Source organism: Bradyrhizobium sp. 25ACV (genome assembly GCF_054863005.1).
The window spans coordinates 49,690-64,341 of sequence record NZ_JAVAYO010000027.1 but is presented as its reverse complement, the minus strand read 5'-3'; the positions used below and the strand labels follow the sequence as shown (position 1 = coordinate 64,341).

Annotated in this window: 13 protein-coding genes; 5 read left to right on the top strand and 8 right to left on the bottom strand. The window is 64.3% G+C overall.

All coding sequences use genetic code 11. The features are described 5' to 3' along the window. Window positions 1-495: 495 nt before the first annotated feature. Window positions 496-714: a hypothetical protein gene (locus RAD04_RS37495; protein ID WP_038972668.1), complete on the bottom strand. Its 219-nt coding sequence runs from the start codon at window positions 712-714 to the stop codon at window positions 496-498. 204 nt (window positions 715-918) lie between these two features. Beyond that, window positions 919-1,896, bottom strand: a complete 978-nt coding sequence (locus tag RAD04_RS37490; RefSeq protein WP_461627796.1) for a magnesium transporter CorA family protein — start codon at window positions 1,894-1,896, stop codon at window positions 919-921. A gap of 337 nt (window positions 1,897-2,233) precedes the next feature. Here RAD04_RS37490 and RAD04_RS37485 point away from each other — a divergent pair, with 337 nt between their 5' ends. Continuing rightward, on the top strand, window positions 2,234-2,920 hold the full coding sequence (locus tag RAD04_RS37485) for a L,D-transpeptidase (RefSeq protein WP_018321707.1): 687 nt from the start codon (window positions 2,234-2,236) through the stop codon (window positions 2,918-2,920). Window positions 2,921-2,956: 36 nt separating this feature from the next. On the opposite strand, the gene RAD04_RS37480 is transcribed toward RAD04_RS37485, so the two are convergent. Next, window positions 2,957-4,066, bottom strand: a complete 1,110-nt coding sequence (locus tag RAD04_RS37480) for an extensin family protein (protein ID WP_461627795.1) — start codon at window positions 4,064-4,066, stop codon at window positions 2,957-2,959. Window positions 4,067-4,131: 65 nt separating this feature from the next. Between RAD04_RS37480 and RAD04_RS37475 the strand changes: the two genes are divergently transcribed. Together RAD04_RS37475 and RAD04_RS37470 are read left to right on the top strand one after the other, a co-directional pair. After that, the gene (locus RAD04_RS37475) at window positions 4,132-5,760 is read left to right on the top strand and encodes a fatty-acid--CoA ligase (RefSeq protein ID WP_461627794.1); all 1,629 of its coding nucleotides are present in this window, start codon (window positions 4,132-4,134) and stop codon (window positions 5,758-5,760) included. Window positions 5,761-5,985: 225 nt separating this feature from the next. After that, complete coding sequence (locus RAD04_RS37470) at window positions 5,986-6,840, top strand: DUF1499 domain-containing protein (protein WP_028144022.1); 855 nt, start codon at window positions 5,986-5,988, stop codon at window positions 6,838-6,840. A 73-nt stretch (window positions 6,841-6,913) separates the two neighbouring features. On the opposite strand, the gene RAD04_RS37465 is transcribed toward RAD04_RS37470, so the two are convergent. From RAD04_RS37465 to RAD04_RS37450, 4 genes are all read right to left on the bottom strand, one after another. Further along, on the bottom strand, window positions 6,914-7,831 hold the full coding sequence (locus RAD04_RS37465) for an MBL fold metallo-hydrolase (RefSeq protein ID WP_461627793.1): 918 nt from the start codon (window positions 7,829-7,831) through the stop codon (window positions 6,914-6,916). Between the two features lie 150 nt (window positions 7,832-7,981). Further along, window positions 7,982-9,196 carry an acyl-CoA dehydrogenase gene (locus tag RAD04_RS37460; RefSeq protein ID WP_104462986.1) on the bottom strand — a complete coding sequence of 405 codons (1,215 nt, stop codon included), beginning with the start codon at window positions 9,194-9,196 and terminating at the stop codon, window positions 7,982-7,984. A 129-nt stretch (window positions 9,197-9,325) separates the two neighbouring features. After that, a complete protein-coding gene (ribB, locus tag RAD04_RS37455; protein WP_461627792.1) occupies window positions 9,326-10,402 on the bottom strand; it encodes a 3,4-dihydroxy-2-butanone-4-phosphate synthase in 1,077 nt (358 codons plus the stop codon). A 174-nt stretch (window positions 10,403-10,576) separates the two neighbouring features. Beyond that, window positions 10,577-12,307 (bottom strand): cation:proton antiporter domain-containing protein, encoded by a 1,731-nt coding sequence (locus RAD04_RS37450; RefSeq protein ID WP_461627791.1) that lies wholly within the window; start codon window positions 12,305-12,307, stop codon window positions 10,577-10,579. 67 nt (window positions 12,308-12,374) lie between these two features. On the opposite strand from RAD04_RS37450, the gene RAD04_RS37445 reads away from it, so the two are divergent. Together RAD04_RS37445 and RAD04_RS37440 are read left to right on the top strand one after the other, a co-directional pair. Continuing rightward, window positions 12,375-12,902, top strand: coding sequence for a DUF3124 domain-containing protein (locus tag RAD04_RS37445; RefSeq protein WP_461627790.1), 528 nt, complete (start codon window positions 12,375-12,377; stop codon window positions 12,900-12,902). Window positions 12,903-12,991: 89 nt separating this feature from the next. After that, window positions 12,992-14,224, top strand: coding sequence for an aminotransferase-like domain-containing protein (locus RAD04_RS37440; protein WP_461627789.1), 1,233 nt, complete (start codon window positions 12,992-12,994; stop codon window positions 14,222-14,224). An 84-nt stretch (window positions 14,225-14,308) separates the two neighbouring features. On the opposite strand, the gene RAD04_RS37435 is transcribed toward RAD04_RS37440, so the two are convergent. Continuing rightward, complete coding sequence (locus tag RAD04_RS37435; protein WP_461627788.1) at window positions 14,309-14,581, bottom strand: helix-turn-helix domain-containing protein; 273 nt, start codon at window positions 14,579-14,581, stop codon at window positions 14,309-14,311. Window positions 14,582-14,652 lie beyond the last annotated feature (71 nt).

Below are 14,652 nucleotides of genomic sequence, written 5' to 3'. Positions count from 1 at the left end.
CTTGACCGTAGCAACGACGGCCAGGACCACACGGTTTTGCCGTACGCACGGCCCGCCATTTCGCCGCAGTTTTTCCAAGCCCTGTCGACGAAGCCGGAAACATACAGACGAGACGAAGCCTGGCAGCGCCGCTCGTCCGCACGAAGCCTCGGGCTCACAGGGACTACCCGCCCTGCCCGCGCCTCTCGTGCCGACGCTGCCGCGTCCACCGCAAGCCCCGGCTCGCGACAGTGACGACCACATAGTCGCCCCTCTTGGATGAGCCGGGATGGACGGCACATACGCCGAAACCGAATTTCGGTAAAGTGGAATATTTTCGCGCGCATGGATTGACAGAGCGCGACACAGGTCCCGTTTTGGCTGGATGGGCGGTTCAGTCGCTCTCTAGCGCACCCGCCAATCGGACGTCGCAGCCGATTGTCCTGAAAAGGAAGGGAAGCAAGGCGATCCAGACAACGCCGCCGCAGGACCTGGATCGCCCTCGCCTTCCGTTCCTCAATCGATTCGAATCCGACGTGACCTGTCGCGCGGCCGCGGAGCGGCCGTGCTGAATGCGGTCGAGCAGTCGTCGTCGTTCTCACCGTCGAGCAGCGGAGCACCACAGTGCCGGCACATGCGTGCCGACATCGACGACGCCTTGCCGCTCGCCAGGACCTGACGATAGTTCGCCAGGTCGATGACGTTGCGGGGCGACGTTATGTGTTTTTCAACCATGGTTGTTCCTCGCGGCTACGCACTGCTTATCGCAGACAAGTTTCGCGCAAACGTTCAGCCCACCGCTCAAATTTTACCGGAGGAATTGCGGCACGGCGAACACATCACGGCGCGGCCGCAATCCCGATCTATTCTGCGACACGATTCACCGTGTCTGTGCGACCGGCGTAAGGTCTCGGTAGCTATTTTCCGAGCGCGACGGGATCAGAGCCACTTCTTCCACTTGAAGAGCCAGTACGGAAGAATCGCGGCGACGAGCATCATCACCAGCGCCATCGGATAGCCGTGCGCCCATTCGAGTTCCGGCATCATCTTGAAGTTCATGCCGTAGATAGAGGCGATCAGCGTCGGCGGCATCAGCACGACGGCCATGACCGAGAACAGCTTGATGATGTTGTTCTGCTCGAGATTGACGACGCCGAGCATGGCGTCGAGCACGAAGGTGATCTTGCTGGAGAGATAGGAGGCGTGGTCGGTCAGCGAGGAAACGTCACGCTGCATGGTCTTGAGCTGCTCGCGCATGTCCTTCGACCATTTCACACCCTCCACCACCGCCGAAAGGAAGGTGACGACGCGGCCGATCGACACCAGGCTCTCGCGAACCTTCGAGGTCAGATCGCCCTTGCGGCCGATCGAGATCAGGATTTGGGAATACTGCTTGGCGTGACCGTGGCGCTCGCTCTCGGGCTCGAAGATGTCGTGGCTGACCTGGTCGATCTCGGCGCCGCAGCGCTCCAGGATGTCGGCGCAGCGGTCGATCACGGCGTCCAGCAGCTCCATCAGCACCATCTCGCCGGTAATGGAGGGCGGGCAGGAGCGGGCGAGCTTGGCCTCGACCAGGGCGAACGGCTTCGGCAGGTCGTAGCGCACCGTCACCAGGCGGTGGTCGCCGAGGATGAAGGTCACCGCCGTGGTCCGGGGCATGTCGGTATCGGAGTGGCACATCAGCGTCGCGGTCATGTAGCGCGCGCCGTTCTCGATATAGAGACGGCTGGAGATCTCGATCTCCTGCATGTCTTCCCGGGTCGGGATGGCGATACCGGCGAGCCGCTCCACCGCCTTGTCCTCGGCCGCGCTCGGGTTGAAGAGATCGATCCAGACCGCGCTTTCGGGCAACGCGGTAAGATCTTCGATGACAACCTTCTTCAGGACGGACTCGGAGGGAACAAACACCGAAAACATGCACGACTCCAGAGAACCTGCGACAGAATGACAGCCCTTAGCGCGATTCTGACAAGTTCACGATGACAACCACATTAACGGAGCGTTTGCATTTGTGGCGACGGCATGGCTCAACTGTGGCACGGAATCGACAGTTCGGCCTCCTTTGGCCCAGAAATCTTCACGGGGCCGCAAAACTTGCGGCAGAAAAGCCACAGCTTGGGTCTCGCAGCGCGGGATAAGGCCTTCAGTGCTGGAATTGTGGCAGATTTCAACGATAATGGGATTAACGGAGTCGAGGAACTTGGGCGGTAAGCTCAGGCCTTCCGCACGGTATTGTTTTGATTGGAACCAAATCATGTCGTCGCTGAAAGTTAAGTTAGGAATTCTGGCCGCCGGCCTGATGCTGTCGGGCTGCATGCAGGCCACGCATTTCGAGGCGACCGACACCAAAGCCTTCAAGCCGAAGGACAAGGAACTGCTCGCCAAAGTTCGGTACGAGAACACCCCGGTTGCGGAGCCGTTCCGTCGTGCCATCGTCCAATACCACCGCAAGGAATCGCCGGGCTCGATCGTGGTCGATTCCGACAATCACTACCTCTATTACGTGCTGGATGGCGGCAAGGCGATCCGTTACGGCATCACCGTTGGCGAAGAGGCCATGGCTTGGTCGGGCATCGCCAAGGTGGGCAGCAAGACCGAGTGGCCGGCCTGGCATCCCACCCCCGGCGAGATTTCGCGCCTGGGCGTGCCGACCTATGTCGCACCCGGCCCGGACAATCCGATGGGCTCTCGCGCGATTTACCTCTATTCCGGCGGGAAAGACACGTTGTTCCGCATCCACGGCACCAACCAGCCGGAATATATCGGCGCCTCGATCTCGTCGGGCTGCATCCGCCTGACCAACGAGGACGCGATCGATCTCTATGATCGCGTCAAGCTCGGCACCCTCGTCGTGGTGCTCGAGCCGAAGCACGGCGATTCGCCCTACAATTCGCGGCTGGCGCTCGGCGGCAGCCAGACCGGCCAGGCGGGCAGCTACTGATCGCCTGCTGATCTCTGAGATCCAAAAGCGCCGGTTTCACCGGCGCTTTTTTGTTGCCGGCTTGTGCGGCTGGGACTTGCTGCCGTCGGCCGCCGGCTTTTTCGCGGGCGCCGCGGACTTCTCCGCCGCCTCGTCGTCAGCTCCTTCCTTTTCTTCAGGCTTGGCCTCGGGCTTGACCTCGGGCTTGGCTGCGACCTCGCGCGGTGGCGCCTCTTCGGGGCGTTCCGCCGGCAACAGCGGGGCGACCTGCGGCAGGGGATCCCAGACGTTCCACTGGCAGATCCGGTAGTCGTTCCGCCGCTGCGCCAGGTCCAGATGGATATGGTCCTCATGGTACCAGTCCGAGCCGGGGCCGAGCACGGTGGAAAAGCGCGCGCAGACCGAGTGCAGCACGCGCTCGCGCACCTCGCGTGACATGCTGCGATCGGTGAGGCCGATCGACTGCCCGTTGGCCAGCTTGATGGCCCGAACGTCGAGGGCGTTGGCCTTGCCGTGCTCCGACAGCAGCGCGCCGGCGACGCGGTTGCGGCCGCGGCACTCGAAGCTGTCGAAATTGTCGAGTTCGCCAATGGTCGAGCCGAGGCTGGTGGCCAGCGGCGCCATGTCCTTGCGCAGCCAATCGGCGATCGCCGACGCCATGGTGCAGCGAAGGATCGCCGCCGGCTTGACCGTCACCTTGCGCTTGTCCGGCAGCACGACGGCTTCCAGCCGCACCAGATCCTCGCCGCCACAGGCGCCGGGGCCGCGGATATCCGGAATGGAGGGCGCGATCGCGATCTCCTCGGTCAGCGCGAGACGGCAGGCCGAGACCGGCTTCTGGGCCGGCGGCGCAGCCTCGGCGGGCTTGTCGGCGCCGGGCTTGTCCGCGAGAGGCTTGCCGTCCGCCTCCGGCGGAGCCTCGTCCGATGTCTTGGGCGCCTCCTGGGGGCGCGGTCGCGGGAGCGGGATCCTGGCGGAATGAACCGCGGGGCGCGGCCGTGGTGCGGCGATACCGAAGATATCCAGCGGGGATGTGTATTTTCGCGCCTCTGCCCTCTCGGCGAGCACGAGCGACAGCCCGAGCGCAGCGGTAACCATTGCCGCGCCAGCGGACATATAGCCGCGACAAGACCATTTGCGGCGAAAGTCCGGCAGGCTAAAACTCATGACAATTCTTTGGCCCAACGCTGAGAGCGATAACGCGCCCAGCGACTTCTCGGAGGAACGTCGGAATGCTTGGTTTGATGCAAGATTGGCCCCTGCTCTGCCACCGGATCATCGAACACGCCGCCAAAATTCATGGCAAGCAGGAGGTGGTTACTCGCTCGGTCGAGGGACCGATCCATCGCACCAATTACGCCGAGATCCACAAGCGCGCGCTCAAGGTCTCGCAGATGCTGGAGCGCGACGGCATCAAGCTCGGCGACCGTGTCGCAACGATCGCCTGGAACACCTGGCGCCATCTTGAGGTGTGGTACGGCATCATGGGGATCGGCGCCATCTGCCATACCGTCAATCCCCGCCTTTTCCCCGAGCAGATCGCCTGGATCATCAACCATGCGCAGGACCGCATCGTGATGACCGACATCACCTTCGTTCCGGTCCTGGAGAAGATCGCCGACAAGCTGACAAGCGTGGAACGCTACGTCGTGCTCACCGACAAGGCGCACATGCCGCAGACGACGCTGAAGAATGTGGTCGCCTACGAGGACTGGATTGCGGAGGCCGACGGCAAATTCAAATGGAAGGACTTTGACGAGAACACGGCAGCCGCGATGTGCTACACGTCGGGCACGACCGGTGACCCGAAGGGTGTGCTGTATTCGCATCGCTCCAACGTGCTGCATGCGCTGATGGCCAACAATGTCGACGCGCTCGGCACCAGTGCGTCCGAGACGATGCTGCCGGTGGTTCCACTATTCCATGCCAACAGCTGGGGCATCGCCTTCTCCGCGCCCTCGCAGGGCACCAAGCTGGTCATGCCCGGCGCCAAGCTCGACGGCGCCTCGGTCTACGAGCTGCTCTCGACCGAGAAGGTGACGCACACCGCCGGCGTGCCCACGGTGTGGCTGATGCTGCTCCAGCACATGAGTGCCAATAATCTCAAGCTGCCGGACCTGAAGATGGTGATCTGCGGCGGCTCGGCGATGCCGCGCTCGATGATCAAGGCCTTCCTCGACATGGGATCGAACGTGCGTCACGCCTGGGGCATGACCGAGATGAGCCCGATCGGCAGCGTCGCGGCGCTGAAGCCGCCGTTCCAGAACGCCACCGGCGATGCGCGGCTCGACGTGCTGCAGATGCAGGGCTATGCGCCCTTCGCGGTGGAGATGAAGATCACCGACGATGCCGGCAAGGAACTGCCCTGGGACGGCACGACCTTCGGCCGCCTCAAGGTCTCAGGCCCGGCCGTCGCCAAGGCCTATTTCCGGATCGACACCGACATCCTCGACGAGGACGGCTTCTTCGACACCGGCGACGTCGCGACCATCGACGAGGCCGGCTACATGCGGATCACCGACCGCTCCAAGGACGTGATCAAGTCCGGCGGCGAGTGGATCTCCTCGATCGACCTCGAAAACCTCGCGGTCGGCCATCCGGCCGTGGCGGAAGCTGCTGTGATCGGCGTGTTCCACCCCAAATGGGACGAGCGGCCGCTCCTGATCGTGCAACTCAAGCAGGGCCAGCAGGCCACCCGCGAGGACATCCTGAAATTCATGGACGGCAAGATCGCCAAGTGGTGGATGCCCGACGACGTCGCCTTCGTCGAAGGTATTCCGCACACCGCCACCGGCAAGATCCTGAAGACGGCGCTGCGCGACCAATTTAGGGATTATCGCTTCCCGAACGCGGCGGCGTAACGGGGCCGGCACACAACGTCATTCCGGGCGGCTCGAAGAGCCGACCCGGAATCTCGAGATTTTCAGGTGCGCCGCAGCGGCGCGCCTAAGTTCGCCCTTCGGGCGCTCCGGAATGACCGGTCATAACAGCCCGGTCTCCCTTGAATTTGCCCCCGCGCCGTGGTCTCAACGGCCCATCGTCGCGCCAGATCGGCCGGCATCGCCAACCCCGGCAGAGCTCACTCGATGGCCCGCAGGTTTTCCGCTCCCTATCAGTCGGAGCCCGTGTCCAGCCTCGCGAGTTGGGCGCGCAATCTGGCCGTGTTCGCGGTGGTGGCGGTGGTGGTCTCGATCATCATCGTCCGCTTCGATTTCCTGGAGCCGAAGCCGGCCCTTGCGACCTTCTTCGGCGGGCTCGCGATATCAGGCCTGTCGATCCTGTTCGGGCTCGCCGGCTTTGCCGCGATCTGGCAGAACGGCTCGCGTGGCATGGCGCGCATCCTGCTCGCTTTGCTCATCGACGGGGCGATCCTCGCCTATCCCGCCTATCTGGCCTTGCAATATCGCAAGCTGCCGGCGATCTACGACATCACCACCGACCCGATCGATCCGCCGCGTTTCGACGCGCTGGCGCGCCTGCGCACCGGCGAGGGCACCAACACCGCGGTCTATGCCGGCCTCTATTCGGCGGAGCAGCAGCGCCATTTCTACCCTGATATCGAGCCCGTCGAGCTCGAGATTTCTGTCGACCGCGCCTATGCGATCGCGCTGCAGCTCGTCAACAAGCGCAAATGGATCGTCATCGACGAGCGAGCACCGCAGCCGCCGCGCCGCATCGGCCGCATCGAGGCGGTGGCGCGCACGCCGATCATGGGTTTTCGCGAGGACATTTCGATAAGGTTCGTGCCGGACGGCGATGATTCCCGCGTCGACATCCGCTCGGCCTCGCGCAATTTCGACAGCGATCTCGGCAGCAACGCCGCACGGGTCAAGAAATTCATCGACGATCTCAACACCGCCGCCGATGCCGACGCGCTCAAGCCGGTGAAGAAGACGCCGGTGGCGCCACCGAAGGCGCCGGCAAAGACGGTGAAGAAATGAAGCTGGCGAATGGCGAGTAGCGAATGGCGAATGGAACGCCGGCTACTCGCTACTCCCCACTCGCTATTCGCCCCTACGCCATCCGATACGTCCCGCCGATCACGGGATCGCCATCGGTCGCCACCACGCCGCGGGCGACCAGGTCTTCCAGGTGCGCCAGCACGGAATAGCCGGCGGCCGTCGTCAGCCTCGGGTCGATGCCGATATAGATCGCGCGGACCATGGTCGGGATGTCAGTCTCGCCCTTGGCGAGGCGGTGCAGGATCGAGGCCTCGCGCGCCTTGCGATGACGGATCAGGAAGCGCACGAAGCGCTGGCCGTCGGGGATCTCGGGGCCATGGCCGGAGAAGTAGAGATCCTCCTCGCGTGCGGCGAGCCGGTCGAGCGAGTCCATGTAGTCGATCATCGAGCCGTCGGGCGGCGCCACGATCGAGGTGGACCAGCCCATCACGTGATCGCCGACGAAGTTGAACTTTCGCTCCGGCCAGGCGAATGCCAGATGATTGGCGGTGTGGCCGGGCGTCGCCACGGCCTCGAGCCGCCAGCCGTTGCCTTCGACGACGTCGCCATGGGCGATCCGGATGTCGGGTACGAAGTCGCGATCGGAGCCGGATTCCGGATTGTGCTTCTCGCTCTCGAAGCGCGGGCGCGAGGCCCGGTGCGGGCCCTCGGCATAAACCGGCGCGCCGGTCGCCTGCTTGATCCGCGCGGTATTCGGCGAATGGTCGCGATGGGTGTGGGTGACGAAGATATGGCTCACCGTCTCGTCGCGCACGGCATCGAGCAGCGCAGCCGCATGCGCCGCATCGTCCGGACCGGGATCGATGATCGCGACATGGCCCTTGCCGACGATGTAGCTGACCGTGCCGGTGAAGGTGAACGGGCTCGGATTGTTACAGAGCACGCGGCGCACGCCGGGTCGGACTTCCTCGACGACGCCCGGCTTCAGCGGAAAGTTGCGGTTGAACGGGACGTCGTCATTGTCGGACATGGCTTGCTCATTCCTTGCTGACTTCGTCATGCCCGGCCTTGTGCCGGGCATCCACGTTCTTCGCGTGGCTTAAGACGTGGATGGCCGGGACAAGCCCGGCCATGACGCAGTTGGAGAGTTCTCGTGCCTCACGCGTTCACCGCAGAGCGCTCAGAAAAACGCCTGAATGCCCGTGATGGCGCGGCCGAGGATCAGGGCATGGACGTCGTGCGTGCCCTCGTAGGTGTTGACCGTCTCGAGGTTATGAACGTGACGCATCACGTGGTACTCGGCCGAGATGCCGTTGCCGCCGTGCATGTCGCGCGCGACGCGGGCGATATCGAGGGCCTTGCCGCAATTGTTGCGCTTCATGATCGAGATCATCTCGGGCGCGAACTTGCCTTCGTCCATCAGGCGGCCGACGCGAAGCGAGCCCTGAAGACCGAGCGCGATCTCGGTCTCCATGTCGGCGAGCTTCTTCTGCACGAGCTGAGTCGCGGCGAGCGGCTTGCCGAACTGCTTGCGGTCGAGCGTGTACTGGCGGGCGCGATGCATGCAGTCCTCGGCGGCGCCGAGCGCGCCCCAGGAGATGCCGTAGCGGGCGCGATTGAGGCAGCCGAACGGGCCCTTCAGGCCGGACACGTTGGGCAGCAGCGCGTCTTCCGGAACCACGACGCCGTCCATCACGACCTCGCCGGTGATCGAAGCGCGGAGCGACAGCTTGCCGCCGATCTTCGGCGCGGAGAGGCCCTTCATGCCCTTCTCCAGCACGAAGCCGCGGATCTGGTTGTCGTGCGCCGCCGACTTGGCCCAGACCACGAACACGTCGGCGATCGGCGCGTTCGAGATCCACATCTTGCTGCCGGTGAGGCGATAGCCGTCCGCGACCTTCTCGGCGCGCGTCTTCATGCCGGCCGGGTCGGAGCCGGCATCGGGCTCGGTCAGGCCGAAGCAGCCGACCCACTCGCCGCTGGCGAGCTTCGGCAGGTACTTCTTGCGCTGGTTCTCGTCGCCATAGGCGTAGATCGGGTACATCACCAGCGAGGACTGCACCGAGTTCATCGAGCGATAGCCGGAATCGACCCGCTCGATCTCGCGCGCGACCAGGCCATAGGCGACATAGCTCGCATTGGCACAGCCATATTCCTCCGGCAGCGTGATGCCGATCAGGCCGAGCTCACCCATCTCGTTGAAGATCTCGCGATCGGTCGTCTCTTCGAGATAGGCCTTGGTGACGCGCGGCAGCAGCTTGTCCTGGGCGTAGGCACGCGCGGTGTCGCGCACCATGCGCTCGTCTTCGGTCAGCTGCTCGTCGAGCAGGAACGGATCGTCCCACTGGAAAGAAGCCGCAGCCGGCTTGTCCTTGGCCTGAGGGCGCACGCTCATGAAACGTCCTTTCGTCTGGTTCCGTCAAAATTTGCCCGACAAACTAAAGCGCCGCGGCAACAAGTGCAATTGCATCCTGGTTTCGGTCATTCCGGGTCGCGCAACGGCGCGAACCCAGCAACCGCGTCGTCAGCTTTCGAGCTGCTCGTTGGCGACGATCTCGATGCCGAAGCCCGACAGGCCCTTGTAGTCGTGCACCGAGGAGGTGAGGTGCCGGATCGAGGTGACGCCGAGATCGCGCAGGATCTGCGCACCGACGCCGACTTCGCGCCACTGGCGGTTGCGGTCTGCCTCCGTCGCGCTCTCGTCGGGCAGCGGGGCCACGGGGACACCGGCCGCGCCGTCGCGCAGAAAAACCAGCACCCCACGGCCGGATTTCTTGAAGTGCTCGAGCACGACCGCCATGCGCTTGTGGCCGGTGAAAGTGTCCTTGACGATGTTCGGCTTGTGAAAGCGCGTCAGCACGTTCTTGCCGTCGCCGACGCCGTTGTAGACGAAAGCGACGTGGGCGATGGAATCGAACGGCGAACGATAGGCATAGCCTTGCAAGGGTCCGATCGGGCTTTCGGTGACGAAGGTCGAGACCCGCTCGATCAGCTTCTCGCGCGCCTGACGGTAGGCGATCATGTCCGCGATGGTGACATGCTTGAGCTTGTGCTGGGCGGCGAAGCGAGCGACCTGCTCGCCCTTCATCACGCTGCCGTCGTCGTTCATCAATTCGCTGATGACGCCGACCGGCGGCAGGCCGGAGAGCTTGCAGAGATCGACGGCGGCCTCGGTATGGCCGGAGCGCAGCAGCACGCCGCCATCCTTGGCGATCAGCGGGAAGATATGGCCGGGCCGGGCGAAGTCATTGGCACCGACATTGGGATTGGACAGCGCGCGGCAGCAGGAGGCGCGCTCCTCGGCGGAGATTCCGGTGCCGCCATCGGGCTTGTAGTCGATCGACACCGTGAAGGCGGTGGTGTGCGCGGAATCGTTGTGGGCCACCATCGGATCGAGCCGCAGGCGGCGCGCATCCTCGGTGGTCACAGGCGCGCAGACGATGCCTGAGGTATGGCGAATGATGAACGCCATCTTCTCGGCGGTGCAGAGCGAGGCGGCGACGATCAGATCGCCCTCGCCCTCACGGTCCTCGTCGTCGGTGACGACCACGAGCTCACCCCGGGCAAAGGCCTGCAAGACTTCCTGAACGCTATCGGGCATGTCCCAATCTCTATCGGTTATGCCGGGAGGCTTAGCCGGACTTGGGCCGGGGCGCTAGTGTCCTGGACGCAACCGCATATGCCTGACGGCAGGTCTGCCAAGGTGGACAGGCTTGCACCGAAGATACCAGGGATATAGGCGCGGATTGCCGGGGTGGAAGGCGGCCGGTCCGCGTCAGGGTAGCACTTCGCGGCGCTCGCCGAGCCGCTGGTCGAGCTCGGCGCGCTTGTCGGTCAGAAGGCCGGCCTGCGCGGCCTCAATGACCGTGAACAGCTCATGGGCGTCGCTGAGCCGGGTCACGGTGACGTAGCTGGCGCCGGCCGCATAGAGCTCCTCCACGTCCGACAGGAGATCGGCCGTGGCCACGATCAGGGCGGTCGGATTGAGCGCGCGGACGTGGCGGACCAGCTTCTCGTTGCTGGCGCCCTTCAGCAGCGCATCCGGCACGCTGAGGATGATCATCTCGGACTTACCGACGCCGGCATGGAGCAGCGTATCCGCGCTGCTGATGTCGCCATAGATCACGTGCAGGCCGCGCGACAGCAACGTCTGGTACACATTTGGGTTGAAATCGACCACGGTGATCTGCTCGAGCAGCACCGGCGCCTGCCGTTCGATCTCGGCCAGCAGCGCGCTCGCCGCACGGAAAAAGCCGAGGATGACGATACGGCGGGCCTCGCCATGGCCGCCCTCGTGCCCCTCCTCGGCATGGCCGCTGCCGTGATCGAGGTCGCGCAGGCCGATCCGCTTCAGGGGGCCGATGGCCCAGCGGGTGATCTCGTCGCTGCGGCTCATCGCGAAGGTCGAGAGCACCGCGAGCACCACGAAGGCGAAGGAGGCGGCATTCGCCGTCTGCGCTGCGATGTGGTGATCGTTGACGCCGGTCTGGATCACCACCAGCGAGAACTCGGAGATCTGCGCGAGGTTCAGCGCCGGCAACAGGCTGGCGCGCAGGCCCTGCTTCATCAGATAGAGCGGCGTGAAGGTGGTGACGAGGCGGCTCACCACCGTGAAAGCCGCGATCATCAGCGCCAGCCCGATCACGGAGAGGCCGGGGACGGGAATGGTCATGCCGAGCGCGACGAAGAACAGGGTGATGAAGAAGTCGCGCAGCGTGGTGACCTTGGCGGTGACGTCGAGCGCATAGGGAAAGGTCGAGAGCGAGACGCCGGCGATCAGGGCGCCCATCTCACGCGAGAGCGACAGCCGCTCGGCGGTCTCGGCGACGAGAAAGCACCAGGCCAGCGCGCCGAGCAGGATCAGCTCGGGCCGCCGGGCGATCTGGTGGAACAGCCGCGGCAGCACGTAGCGGCTGACCAGCAGAGCTGCGGCGACCAGCACCGCGACACGGCCGATCGAGAGCAGGATGACGCTGGCCTGCAGATTGGCGAGGCTCGGCTGCACCGCCAGGAACAGGATGGCGAAGATGTCCTGCAGCACCAGCACGCCGAGCGTGATGCGCCCTGGCAGCGTGTCGAGCTCGCGCTTTTCATAGAGCACCTTGACGATGATGACGGTGCTCGACAGCGCGCAGGCGACGCAGAGATAGACCGCATCGAAGTGCCCGCCGCCGAGCGACAGGCCGATGCCGACGAAGAACAGGACCCCGAGCAGGCAGCCTCCGAGCAGCTGGCCGCCCGCCGCGAACAGGATCACCTTTCCCGCCCGCACGATCTTCTTCAGGTCGATCTCCAGGCCGATCATGAACAGCATGAAGATCAGGCCGAGCTCGGAGATGACGCCGATCGATTCCTGCGAATGGACCCAGCCGGCGCCGAATGGACCTATGCAAAAGCCGGCGATAAGATAGGCCAGAATGAGCGGCTGCCGGGAGAAATGGGCGAGCAGGCCCAGCATCCAGGCAAACAGAATACAGAGAGTGATGTCGCGAATGAGCTCATGCATGCCAAATTGGTCCGTTTTGCCGCACCCTAGAGACGGGTTGCGGCGCGGCAAGCGAGCAATTCGTCACATGCGAAAAGGGCTGTTCGCAGCAATGCTGTTATGCCCCTTCGCCTTTGCCGTGCCCGCCGTCGCACAATCCAAGGTCAATATTGAACAGAACTTCGCCGATTCCCTCGCCGCGCTGCCGAAGGAGGAACTCGCAATCTCCGGTGGATTCTACGTGCCTGCCTATTCCAGCGTCGCAATGAGCCAGGGCAAGCTGCGCGTCGACTTCTCGGTGACCTTGAGTGTTCACAACGCCTCCGAGACGCAAGCACTGGTGATCAAACGCATCGCCTATTTCGACACCGCAGGCAAGCAGGTCGAGAGTTATCTGAAGGCACCGGTGGCAGTGAGGCCGCTGGCCACCGTCTCGATCTTCATTCCGACCGACGACGTGCGCGGCGGGACCGGGGCCAATTTCCTGGTCGACTGGGCCGCGACAGGCGAGATCGCCGAGCCCGTGGTCGAGGCCCTGATGGTTGGCGGCGTCGCCAATGCGCATTACGCTTTCATCAGCCAGGGCCGTCCGACCAGGACGGCCACAAAGAAGTGAGTCCGTCCGACCCGGACGGTTGACCAAGAAACAAGACTGGCCGGTGCAACGCCGGCTGGCTCAACAAGAACAAAACGAGGAACGCCCCCATGACGTCCAGCTTCGATTTCGCACCCCTGTTTCCGGCAGGGCTGCCGGCCCCTTCTGCGCGCTGGACGGGCCTTGCCAAATACAGCTTCGTCGGCGGCAACAACGATTCGGAGCAACTGCCGCTCGACGGCCTGATCGAAGCGACCACCGCAGCGTTACAGCGCGAAGGCCGGTCGCTCGCGACCTACGGGCTGGCGCATGGCCCGCAGGGCTACCTGCCCTTGCGCGAATTCCTGGTGACGAAGCTCAAGCGCGACGCCGGAATCACCTGCACCGTCGACGATCTCCTGATCGTCTCCGGCTCGCTGCAGGCGCTCGACCTCGTCAACGCCACGCTGCTGACGCGCGGCGACACCGTGATCTTCGAGCAGGACAGCTATCAGGGCTCGCTGACCCGCCTGGCGCGGCTCGGCGTCAACGTGGTCGGCGTCCCTCTCGACAAGGACGGCATGCGCATGGACCTGCTGGCTTCGACGCTGGCTGACCTGAAGAGCCGCGGCATCCGTCCCAAATACATCTACACCATCCCGACGGTGCAGAACCCGACCGGCAGCATCATGCCCGAGAGCCGCCGCACTGAGTTGGTCCGGCTCGCGACCGAGTATGGCGTGCCTGTCTTCGAGGACGATTGCTATGCCGACCTCGTGTGGTCGGGTCAGCGGCCGCGGGCGATCCATGCGATGAGCGAGAGCGGCGGGGTGATTCATATCGGCTCGTTCTCCAAATCGATCGCGCCGGCGCTACGCGTCGGCTTCATCGTGGCGCCCTGGGATGTGATGTCGCGGATGCTGGCGCTGAAGACGGATGCCGGCTCCGGCGCGCTGGAGCAGATGGTGCTCGCCGCCTATTGCAAGCCGCATTTCGCGAGCCACGTGCCGGCCCTGACCAAGGCGCTGCGCACCAAGCTCGACACGCTGATGGAGGCGCTGAACGAGCAGTTCGGGACGGCCGCCGAGTTCGAGGAGCCCAAGGGCGGCATCTTCCTCTGGGTGAAGCTGCCCGACCAGGTCGATACGCTGAAACTCTATCAGGCCGCACTCGCCGCCGGAGTCTCGATCAATCCGGGACCGGAATGGTCGACCAACAAGAGCCATGCCAGCTCGCGGCTCAGGCTGTGTTTTGCAAGCCCGACGCATCAGCAGATCCGCGAGGGCGTCGCCGTGCTGGCCGAGGTCTGCCGCAAGGAGTTCGGCGTGCCGGCCCGGAGCGCCAATGTGGAGAAGCGGGCCTAGCCTTATTGTTTGGGCATGGTCCTGCCGGAAAACCGCTTCGCCGTTTGTGCTGAGGCGCCCCTCCGGATCGGGATCATGCTTGGGTCAGGCCGCCTGTGGCTGGCTGCCGTGGATCGCGGAGGCCAGCCGCAGCAAGAGGACGATCGAGACGTTGCCCTTGCCGGCCTCGATCTGGGCGATATAGCGCTCGGAAATCCCGGAACGGCGGGCCAGCTCGCGGCGCGACAGGTCGCAGCGCATGCGCGAGGACCGCAAGCGATCGCCCAGCTCGGTCAGAAACGCGGTCTCGGAATAAGGCGGCACGGCGCAGCTCCCCGGCAGCACTTCGCCCGCAAAATGCATGACTTGATTCAGCATTGGTCTATCCAGGTTCGCCTTCGGGAAACGCCATCCTACCCCGGAAACGACCGGCCTCATTGACGCGGATC

Coding starts and splice junctions, on each gene's coding strand:
- RAD04_RS37495 (WP_038972668.1), bottom strand. CDS start 714: ATGGTTGAAAAACACATAACGTCGCCCCGCAACGTCATCGACCTGGCG.
- RAD04_RS37490 (WP_461627796.1), bottom strand. CDS start 1,896: ATGTTTTCGGTGTTTGTTCCCTCCGAGTCCGTCCTGAAGAAGGTTGTC.
- RAD04_RS37485 (WP_018321707.1), top strand. CDS start 2,234: ATGTCGTCGCTGAAAGTTAAGTTAGGAATTCTGGCCGCCGGCCTGATG.
- RAD04_RS37480 (WP_461627795.1), bottom strand. CDS start 4,066: ATGAGTTTTAGCCTGCCGGACTTTCGCCGCAAATGGTCTTGTCGCGGC.
- RAD04_RS37475 (WP_461627794.1), top strand. CDS start 4,132: ATGCTTGGTTTGATGCAAGATTGGCCCCTGCTCTGCCACCGGATCATC.
- RAD04_RS37470 (WP_028144022.1), top strand. CDS start 5,986: ATGGCCCGCAGGTTTTCCGCTCCCTATCAGTCGGAGCCCGTGTCCAGC.
- RAD04_RS37465 (WP_461627793.1), bottom strand. CDS start 7,831: ATGTCCGACAATGACGACGTCCCGTTCAACCGCAACTTTCCGCTGAAG.
- RAD04_RS37460 (WP_104462986.1), bottom strand. CDS start 9,196: ATGAGCGTGCGCCCTCAGGCCAAGGACAAGCCGGCTGCGGCTTCTTTC.
- ribB (WP_461627792.1), bottom strand. CDS start 10,402: ATGCCCGATAGCGTTCAGGAAGTCTTGCAGGCCTTTGCCCGGGGTGAG.
- RAD04_RS37450 (WP_461627791.1), bottom strand. CDS start 12,307: ATGCATGAGCTCATTCGCGACATCACTCTCTGTATTCTGTTTGCCTGG.
- RAD04_RS37445 (WP_461627790.1), top strand. CDS start 12,375: ATGCGAAAAGGGCTGTTCGCAGCAATGCTGTTATGCCCCTTCGCCTTT.
- RAD04_RS37440 (WP_461627789.1), top strand. CDS start 12,992: ATGACGTCCAGCTTCGATTTCGCACCCCTGTTTCCGGCAGGGCTGCCG.
- RAD04_RS37435 (WP_461627788.1), bottom strand. CDS start 14,581: ATGCTGAATCAAGTCATGCATTTTGCGGGCGAAGTGCTGCCGGGGAGC.